General features: G+C 69.3%; 6 protein-coding genes and 1 pseudogene. 4 read left to right on the top strand and 3 right to left on the bottom strand.

Going from position 1 to position 9,030, the window contains the following annotated elements; all coding sequences use genetic code 11:
* Positions 1-137: 137 nt before the first annotated feature.
* On the bottom strand, positions 138-1,523 hold the full coding sequence (locus tag ACFXB5_RS50885; RefSeq protein WP_385222226.1) for a ricin-type beta-trefoil lectin domain protein: 1,386 nt from the start codon (positions 1,521-1,523) through the stop codon (positions 138-140).
* Positions 1,520-2,800 (bottom strand): ricin-type beta-trefoil lectin domain protein, encoded by a 1,281-nt coding sequence (locus ACFXB5_RS50880; RefSeq protein ID WP_385222223.1) that lies wholly within the window; start codon positions 2,798-2,800, stop codon positions 1,520-1,522. The genes ACFXB5_RS50885 and ACFXB5_RS50880 overlap by 4 nt, the downstream gene beginning before the upstream one ends.
* A 591-nt stretch (positions 2,801-3,391) precedes the next feature.
* On the opposite strand from ACFXB5_RS50880, the pseudogene ACFXB5_RS50875 reads away from it, so the two are divergent.
* The 3 genes and pseudogenes from ACFXB5_RS50875 to ACFXB5_RS50865 form a co-directional block, all read left to right on the top strand.
* Positions 3,392-4,267 (top strand): annotated as a pseudogene (locus ACFXB5_RS50875) (chitinase); the annotation flags it as partial.
* 13 nt (positions 4,268-4,280) lie between these two features.
* Positions 4,281-6,074 carry a coagulation factor 5/8 type domain-containing protein gene (locus ACFXB5_RS50870; protein ID WP_385222220.1) on the top strand — a complete coding sequence of 598 codons (1,794 nt, stop codon included), beginning with the start codon at positions 4,281-4,283 and terminating at the stop codon, positions 6,072-6,074.
* Positions 6,075-6,214: 140 nt separating this feature from the next.
* Entirely contained in the window at positions 6,215-7,444 is a 1,230-nt protein-coding gene (locus ACFXB5_RS50865) for a glucuronyl hydrolase (RefSeq protein ID WP_385222218.1), read from the top strand.
* A gap of 38 nt (positions 7,445-7,482) precedes the next feature.
* On the opposite strand, the gene ACFXB5_RS50860 is transcribed toward ACFXB5_RS50865, so the two are convergent.
* A complete protein-coding gene (locus ACFXB5_RS50860) occupies positions 7,483-8,187 on the bottom strand; it encodes a GntR family transcriptional regulator (protein ID WP_385222215.1) in 705 nt (234 codons plus the stop codon).
* A 161-nt stretch (positions 8,188-8,348) separates the two neighbouring features.
* On the opposite strand from ACFXB5_RS50860, the gene ACFXB5_RS50855 reads away from it, so the two are divergent.
* On the top strand, positions 8,349-8,888 hold the full coding sequence (locus ACFXB5_RS50855; protein WP_385222213.1) for a YbhB/YbcL family Raf kinase inhibitor-like protein: 540 nt from the start codon (positions 8,349-8,351) through the stop codon (positions 8,886-8,888).
* The last annotated feature ends 142 nt before the right edge of the window (positions 8,889-9,030 follow it).

Raw genomic sequence — 9,030 nt, 5'->3', positions numbered from 1 at the left:
ACACACCACGATAACACACTAAAAAAAAACCCCCCCCCCCCCCCCCCCGCCTCCGCCCCCCCCGGCCCCCCCGGGGGGCGGGCCCCCCAAACCCGCCTCTCAGATTCCTATAGGAAATGGGTGCGTCGGGTCGTGGGTCAGCCGCTGTACTGGGCGAAGACGCGGGTGAAGTCCCACGGCTGCTGGGAGACGCCCGAGCAGGTGTCGGCTCCGCCACCGGTGCAGGGCCGGTCCCGGTTGACCGACCAGAAGGTCAGCCGCGCGAGATGCTTCTGCTGGGCGTAGCCGAGGATGGTGCGGAAGTCGGCCACGGTCACCGTCTCGCCGTTGTCGGTGATGCCGTTCATCGACGAGATGCCGGAGTGCCGGTACGCCTGGTCGTCCGAGTACCCGTAGGCACTCTTGACCGCGTTCTTGAGCCCCTCGGCGGCGCGGATGGTGAGCTGGCCCATGTTCTGGCCGGCTCCGCCGAAGTTGAACGGCATGATGGTCCAGCTGTCCACGGTCAGCCCGGATGCGGCGGCCTTGCTGATCAGGCTGTTGTCGGGGCCGTTCTGGCCGGTGCCGAAGGTCACGTACACCTGAATGCCGGGGTTGTTGGCCTTGACCGTCTTCAGCGCGTCGACCGTGCGCTGCTGGACGGTCGGACTGTCGTACGCCGCGGCCTCGATGTCGATGTCGATCGCCTTGAGCCCATAGGCGTTGATGACCTTCTGGTACGCGGCGGCCAGCTCGCCCGCGCTGCCGCAGGAGCTCTCCAGCTTGTTGCCGCTCCAGCCGCCGAAGGACGGGATGACATCGCCACCGGCCGACCGCACGGTGTTGACGGTCTGCTGGTCGACCCCTCCGGTGAGCGGACGGCCACCGTCCCACTGCGGGTTGCAGTAGCCGTTGCTGAGCACGAAGGCGAGGGTGAACCACTTGACGCCGGTCGCGTTCATCACGGTGGTGGGGCTCGGCGGGCTGCCCCAGCCGTTGTAGAGGTACGGGGCCACGGCCATGGCACCCGGTCCGGGCGGTGTGGTGTCGCCGCTCGGTGCCGTCCACTTCTGGTTGGCGGCGCCGGTGCAGGTCCATATCTGCAGCCGCGTACCGTTCGCCGAACTCCCACCCGTGGCATCCAGACACTTGTTGGCCTGCGGATTCACAATGTCACGCGCCGCCGGAACCGCCCACTGCTGAGCCGCGCTCCCATTGCAATCCCACAACTGGACCAGGGTGCCATCGGCCGTACCACCCGACGCCACATCCAGACACTTCCCCAACGCACGGATCGTGCCATCGGAACCAACACTCCACTGCTGCGCGGCAGTTCCATTGCAGTCATACAGCTGCACGGCAGTGCCATTGGCATTGTTGGCACCCGCCACATCCACACACTTGCCACCGACACCGGTGATCTGGCCGGTGGCCGCCACGGCGCCACTCGCGGGAAGGCTGGTCAAGCCCGTGATGAGGGCAGCGGCGGCGGCGGCGCCGAGCACGCCACGCACCCCGGGTCCGCGCAGGAGTCCGCCCTTCATCTGGTCACCGTCCACTTCTGGTTGGCGGCGCCGGTGCAGGTCCATATCTGCAGCCGCGTACCGTTCGCCGAACTCCCACCCGTGGCATCCAGACACTTGTTGGCCTGCGGATTCACAATGTCACGCGCCGCCGGAACCGCCCACTGCTGAGCCGCGCTCCCATTGCAATCCCACAGCTGAACCAGGGTGCCATCGGCCGTACCACCCGACGCCACATCCAGACACTTCCCCAACGCACGAATCGTGCCATCGGAGCCGACCGTCCACTGCTGTGCGCCGCTGCCATTGCAGTCATACAGCTGCACCGGCGTGCCATTGGCGTTGTTCGCACCCGCCACATCCACACACTTGCCACCGACACCGGTGATGGCACCGCCGCTCGGCTGTCCGCTGTCGGTGCTGACCCGGACGTAGTCGACGAGGAGCTGCTGGGGGAAGGAGGTGCTGCCGTCGGGGTCCCCGGGCCAGTAGCCGCCGACCGCGAGGTTGAGGATCACGAAGAAGGGCTTGTTGAACACCCACTGCCGGCCACCGAGATCGGCGGGGGTGCGCCGCTGGTACACCGTGCCGTCGACGGACCAGCTGATGGCGTTCGGGCTCCAGTCGATGGCGAAGGTGTGGTAGGCGTCGGCGAACGCCTGGCCACCGGGCAGGGAGTACCCGGCGCCGATGCCACCGGAGCCCGAGTACCCGGGGCCGTGGAGGGTGCCGTGCACCGTGGAGGGCTCGAAGCCCACGTTCTCCATGATGTCGATCTCACCGGAGTTGGGCCAGCCGACCTGTCCGATGTCGTTGCCCAGCATCCAGAACGCGGGCCACATGCCCTGCCCGCGCGGGACCTTCATCCGGGCCTCGACCCGGCCGTAGGTGGTGGTGAACTTGCCGGAGGTGTTCAGCCGGGCGGAGGTGTACTCACACCGCCCGTACCAGCACTGGTAGTTGGACGGGTTCTCACGGCGGGCGGTGATGACCAGGTGGCCCTGGCCGTCGAGGGCGGCGTTGCCGTTGCCCGCCGTGTAGTACTGCCGCTCGTGGTTGTTGACGTTGTCCCCCGTCTCGATCTGCCACTTGCCGCCGTTGACGGCGGAGCCGGCGGGCCCGTCGAACTCGTCGGAGAACGTGACGGCGGCCGCCGTGGCGGGTCTCGCGGCGGGCTTCGCGGCGGGGCTCGCCGCGGAGGCCGAGGTGCCCTGGGCCAGTCCGGTGGACAGCGACACCAGGGCGAGGACCGAGACCAGGGACAACAGTAGTCGCCGGGGTAAGCGCGGGGAGTCCATGACTCTCCCTTCCAGAAACAGGTGATGACAGGTGCGGAGAGGCATGAGGCGCATGCGAACCAAGTGGTTACGGCGCCGACCGGGTGCGTGAGCGATCTCAGCGGTACTTAGTTCATTACGTGAGTTAAGAAGTGAAGGAAAAGCCTGTCAAGGGTTTGGTATGGACCAGATATGCCAACAAGTCACCGCGCGGAGGGCCGTTCACCGCCGCGGACGTCGGCGACACGTCCTGCGAGTTCGCCCTTTGAAGGCAGGTCATTCATTGGTGCGGACCTATTGACGAGACACGTTCAACTCCCGAAATATATGGGCCCGAGAGTCCGGCCGTGACCTTCCGGCCGGACACCGCATGTCGCGGGCTGCGGCGGCGCCTGTCCGACGGACATGCCCACTGCCGGGGCCCGTCCGCGTGTCAGGAAGGCATCCCCCCACATGAATCACAGCGAAGACCTCTCCGCCCGGGACCGCGCGCGGCGCCGCCGTCGGCGGACCGTCCTTGCCGTGGCCGCGGCCCTCGCGGCCACGGCCGCGAGCACGACCGCGGCCGCCTGGGCCGACAACACCGGCCAGGACCAAGCCTCGGCATCCGCCGCGCCCGCCGCCGTGGCCCCCTACCTCTACAACGGATGGGGCAATCCCCCGGACCCGGGCGAGGTGATGGACGCCACCGGCGTCGGCTGGTTCACCCTCGCCTTCGTCCTCGACGCGGGCAGCTGCGACCCGCAATGGGACGGCAGCCGCCCGCTGGCCGGCGGTGCCGACGAGCAGACCGTGAAGGCCATACGGGCCAAGGGCGGCGACGTGGTGCCGTCCTTCGGTGGCGCGAGCGGCAACAAGCTGGAGCAGTCCTGTGCCGACGCGAAGGCCCTCGCCGGGGCCTACCAGAAGGTCATCGACGCCTACGGTCTCAAGGCCATCGACATCGACATCGAGGGCGACGCCTACGACGACCCGGCCGTCCAGCAGAAGACGATCGACGCCCTGAAGCAGGTGAAGGCCGACAACCCGGGGCTGCTCACCTACGTCACCTTCCCCAGCGATCAGAACGGCCCCGACGACGGCATGATCCGCCGGGCCGCCGAATCCGACTTCGAGGCCGACAGCTGGACCATCATGCCGTTCGACTTCGGCGGCGAGGGCCAGAACATGGCCGAGCTGACCAAGCAGGCCACCGACGGGCTGAAGAACGCCGTCAAGGGCGCCTACGGCTACAGCGACGAGGACGCCTACCGGCACAGCGGCCTGTCCTCGATGAACGGCATCACCGACGTCAAGGAGACCGTCACCACGGACGACTTCGAGTCGATCCTGGGCTACGCCTCCGAACACCACCTGTCGCGGCTCTCCTTCTGGTCCGTCAACCGCGACCGCCCCTGCCCCGGCGACTACCCGAACGACGACACCTGCTCCGGAGTCGCCCAGGAGCCCTGGCAGTTCACCGGGATATTCGCCCGGTACAAGGGCTGAGGGGGACACCACCATGACGAACGACACCACCGCGATGGACACCACCGGGGACACCGCTCAACCCGGGCACCGCCGACGCCGTCGCATCGCCCGCGCCACCGCCGCGTTCGCCGTGCTGGCCGGCGCCGTCGCCGCGGCGCTGACCGTACCGGCGGCGCACGGCGCGGACGCCGAGCCGGACCTGGGTCCCAATGTGCAGATCTTCGACCCGTCGATGTCCGCGCAGGAGATCCAGGGCAAGCTCGACTCGGTCTTCGGCGAGCAGGAGAAGAACCAGTTCGGCCAGGCCCGGCACGCCCTGCTGTTCAAGCCCGGCTCGTACGACGTCAAGGCCAATGTCGGCTTCTACACCCAGGTGGCGGGCCTCGGCCTGTCGCCCGACGACACCACCATCAACGGCCAGGTGCACGCCGAGGCCGACTGGTTCGACGGCAACGCGACGCAGAACTTCTGGCGCGACGCCGAGAACCTCGCCGTCAACCCGGACGGCGGCGCGGACCGCTGGGCCGTCTCGCAGGCCGCCCCGTACCGCCGTATGCATCTGAAGGGCGATCTGCGGCTGGACGACGGCGGCTGGTCCAGCGGCGGTCTGCTGGCCGACACCAAGGTCGACGGGCAGGTGAAGTCCGGATCGCAGCAGCAGTGGCTGTCCCGCAACACCGAATGGGGCAGCTGGACCGGCTCCAACTGGAACATGGTGTTCGTCGGCGCGCAGAACGCCCCGGCCGGGGACTTCCCCAACCCGCCGTACACCCGGGTCGACAAGTCGCCCATCACCCGTGAGAAGCCGTTCCTGTACGTCGACGACGACGGCGCGTACAAGGTGTTCGTGCCGGAGGTGCGCAAGGATTCGACGGGCACGTCCTGGTCCTCGGGGACGCCGAAGGGCGAATCGCTCCCGCTGAGCGACTTCTTCATCGCCAAGCCGGATGCCACGGCCGAGGAGATGAACGCGGCGCTCGACGCGGGCAAGCACCTGCTCATCACCCCGGGCGTCTACCACCTCGACGCACCGCTGAAGGTGACCAAGCCCGACACCGTCGTACTGGGCCTGGGGCTGGCCACGCTGGTTCCCGACAACGGGGTATCGGCGATGAACGTGGCAGATGTGGACGGCGTCAAGCTCGCGGGCCTGCTCATCGACGCGGGTACCGAGAACTCCGACACGCTGATGGAGGTCGGCCCCGAGGACTCGTCCGCGAACCACGCCGACAACCCCACCTCGCTGCACGATGTGTTCTTCCGGGTCGGCGGCGCGGGCGTGGGCAAGGCGTCCACCAGCCTGGTGGTCAACAGCTCGAACGTGATCGGCGACCACACGTGGATCTGGCGCGCCGACCACGGCGACGGCGTCGGCTGGGACTCCAACACGGCCGACAACGGGCTCGTCGTCAACGGCGACGACGTGACCATGTACGGCCTGTTCGTCGAGCACTACCAGAAGAATCAGACGACCTGGAACGGCGAGGGCGGCCGGACGTACTTCTACCAGAACGAGATGCCCTACGACCCGCCCGACCAGGCCGCCTGGATGAACGGCTCCACCAAGGGATACGCCGCCTACAAGGTGGCCGACTCGGTCAACCGCCATGAGGCCTGGGGCCTGGGCAGCTACTGCTTCTTCAACACCAACAAGTCCGTCACCGCCGAGCACGCCTTCGAGGTCCCCCGGAGCCCGGATGTGAAGTTCCATGACATGGTCACCGTCTCGCTCGGCGGCACCGGCACCATCAACCATGTCATCAATGACACGGGAGGTCCCTCGGACGCCAACAGCAACGTGGCGAACGTGACCGAGTACCCCTGATCCCGTAACACGCTCCACCAGTTCCACCAGTTCGCCTGTGGGGCGCGGGTATGTCGCCCGCGCCCCACAGTCGGCCGAACGCACGGACCGCATGTCGTCATGCCGTTGTCGGATTCACCACTCGTGAAGGGCGGACACTGATGAGCGTTTCCCGGCGAGCCCTGCTGACCACCGCGGCCGGTACCGCGGTGGCGGCCACTTCGATCGCTCCCCCGGCCCTGGCGGCGGAGGAGGTCCCCGGCCATGCCGCCACGCTCCGCGCCTTCCGCGAGACGGCGGACTACGCGGTGGCGAAGCTGCGCGCGGTCGCACCGGGGGTGAGTGGCTTTCCGGTCGGTACGAAGTTCGAGAAGTGGACGTACTCCCAGAGCGGCGACTGGGTTGGCGGGTTCTGGCCCGGCACGCTGTGGATGGCGTGGCTGCACAGCGGCGAGGATCGGTTCCGCACCCTGGCCCTCGCCTCCGCGGAGAAGCTCGCCCCCCGCCAGAACGACACCGGCACCCACGACCTCGGATTCCTCTTCTACCCGTCGTGGGTCACCGCCTGGCGGCTCACCGGTGACGAGACCTGGCGGGCGGGCGCGCTGCGGGCGGCCTCGTCGCTGATCCGGCGGTACAACCCGCGCGGCCGTTTCATCCGGGCCTGGGGAGCGCTGGACGAGCAGGCGAACGCGGGCCGGGTCATCATGGACACGATGATGAACCTCGATCTGCTGGCGTTCGCGAGCAGCCAGAGCGGGGACAGCGAGTACCTCGACATCGCCGTGGAGCACGCGAGAACCACCCAGCGGCACTTCCCCCGCCCGGACGGATCCACCCCGCACGTCTTCGACTTCGACCCGTCCTCCGGCGCTCCTCTCGGCCCGGCCACCGTGCAGGGCTACAGCCCGGCCTCCTGCTGGTCACGCGGGCAGGCATGGGGGATCTACGGGTTCACCACCCTCCACCGCCGCACCGGCCACCGGGAGTTCCTCGCCACCGCCCGGAAACTCGCCGACTTCGCCCTGGGCTCGCTCACCCCGGACAACGTCCCCGTGTGGGACTACCTCGCCCCACAAGCACCCCACGACATCAAGGACGCCTCCGCGGGCGCGGTCATGGCCTGCGGTCTGCTCGACCTGTCCAGGGCCACCGGCGAACCGCGCTACCGCGAGGCGGCGCTGCGGCTGCTCACCGCGCTGTCGCAGACCTGCCTGACCACGAAGTCGACCCGCGCCGAGGCGGTCGTGGCACGCTGCACCCGCAACCGCCCGAGCGAGGACGGCATCGAGATCTCGCTCCCCTACGCCGACTACTACCTGCTCGAAGGCATCCTGCGGGTGCTGCGCCCCGACGACGTCGACCGGGCCATCGACCTGTCCACGGTCTGACGCCCACCTCGCGGCGCCCGTCCGGCCGGGGCGGCCGATCAGCCTTCCTTCGCGGGTTCGCCGGGTGTGGAGCCGGTCAGGGCGGCCGCGGTCTGGGTGAGGTGCTGGGCCAGTACCTCGGCCGCGGTGTCGGCGTCGCGGGCCACCGCCGCCTCCTCCAGGCGGCGGTGTTCGTCGATGCCGTCCCGGTCCGGGTTGCGGTGTGCCGACCAGCGGCGGGCCAGTTCGCTCGCGGTCCACATCCGGTCGAAGGTCTCCAGGAGAACGGGGTTGCCGCAGCCCTCCAGCAGGGTGCGGTGGAAGCTCCGATGGGCCTCGGACCAGGCATCGCTGTAGTACTCGCCCTCCTCCGGCAGATACGGCGGGGTGCGCGCCAGACGGTGGTGGGCGGCCCGTACCCGGGCCTCCCAGTCCACGTCGCCGCGCTCGATGGACATGCGCAGCACGACCGGTTCGATGGTCCGGCGGGCCTCCGCGATCTCCTGCCAGCGGCGGTCGGAGAAGGCCGGGACGGCGAAACCGCGGTTGGGCAGCCGGTCGGCGAGACCCTCGCCGACCACCCGTACGAGCGCCTCGCGCACGACGGCCAGGCTCACGCCCTGCTTCTTGGCGAGGTCCTGCGGTTTGAGGGCGTCGCCGGGGGCGTGCTCCCCGCGCATGATCGCGTGCCGCAAGTGCGCGTAGACCTGCTCGGAGAGCATCTGCTTCCCCGACGAGGTCGAGGTGGGGCCCGTCTGAGTCATACCGCTCAGCATAGACGATCCAGCAGATAATCGATTATCGGTGCTATGGTCGATCCATCGGTCCGGAAGAAGGCGACGGTGGTGCCGCCGCGCGATGCCGCGCGCCCTCTGCCTGCCGCCTCTCCTCGCCACCCCCAGCACGGCCCGAAAGGAACCACGCCATGAGCGCCAACGACCCCTTCGCCCGCCTCCCCGAGGCGGCCTCCTTCACCGTCACCAGCGCCACCGTCACCGACGGCGCCGCCTGGTCGCCCGAGCAGCTCTCCGGCATATCCGGCGTCCCCGGCGGGAAGGACGTCTCCCCGCAGCTGACCTGGAGCGGCGCCCCGGAAGGCACCAAGAGCTACGCCGTCACCGTCTACGACCCCGACGCCCCCACCGGGTCCGGGTTCTGGCACTGGGCGGTGGCCGACATCCCCGCCACCGTGACCGAGCTGCCCGAGGGGGCGGGCGACGACACCGGCTCGGGCCTGCCCGAGGGCGCCTTCCAACTGCCCAACGACGCCCGCGCGGCCCGCTACATCGGCGCCGCCCCGCCCGCCGGGCACGGCCCGCACCGCTACTTCGTCGTGGTGCACGCCCTCGACGTCGAGTCCATCGACGTCCCGGCCGACGCCACCCCGGCCGTCCTCGGCTTCACCATGGCCGGCCACATCCTCGGCCGTGCCGTCCTGACCGCCACCGCGGAAACCCCCGCCTGACGAACGGCGACGAGGGTGGGGGGCGGGGCGCCCGCGCGGGGGGGAATTCACACACCCCCCCCCGCGCCCTCCCGGGGCGGTGGGGGGCCCCCACCCGGCGCCTTGCGTCGTAGAGGAGGAACACCGCCGGCCAAGCGAACAC

This window comes from Streptomyces sp. NPDC059455 (assembly GCF_042750115.1).
GTDB classification, from domain to species: domain Bacteria; phylum Actinomycetota; class Actinomycetes; order Streptomycetales; family Streptomycetaceae; genus Streptomyces; species Streptomyces endocoffeicus.
Note: the sequence above shows the minus strand (reverse complement) of the source record. Positions and strands in the feature narration are given on the sequence as shown.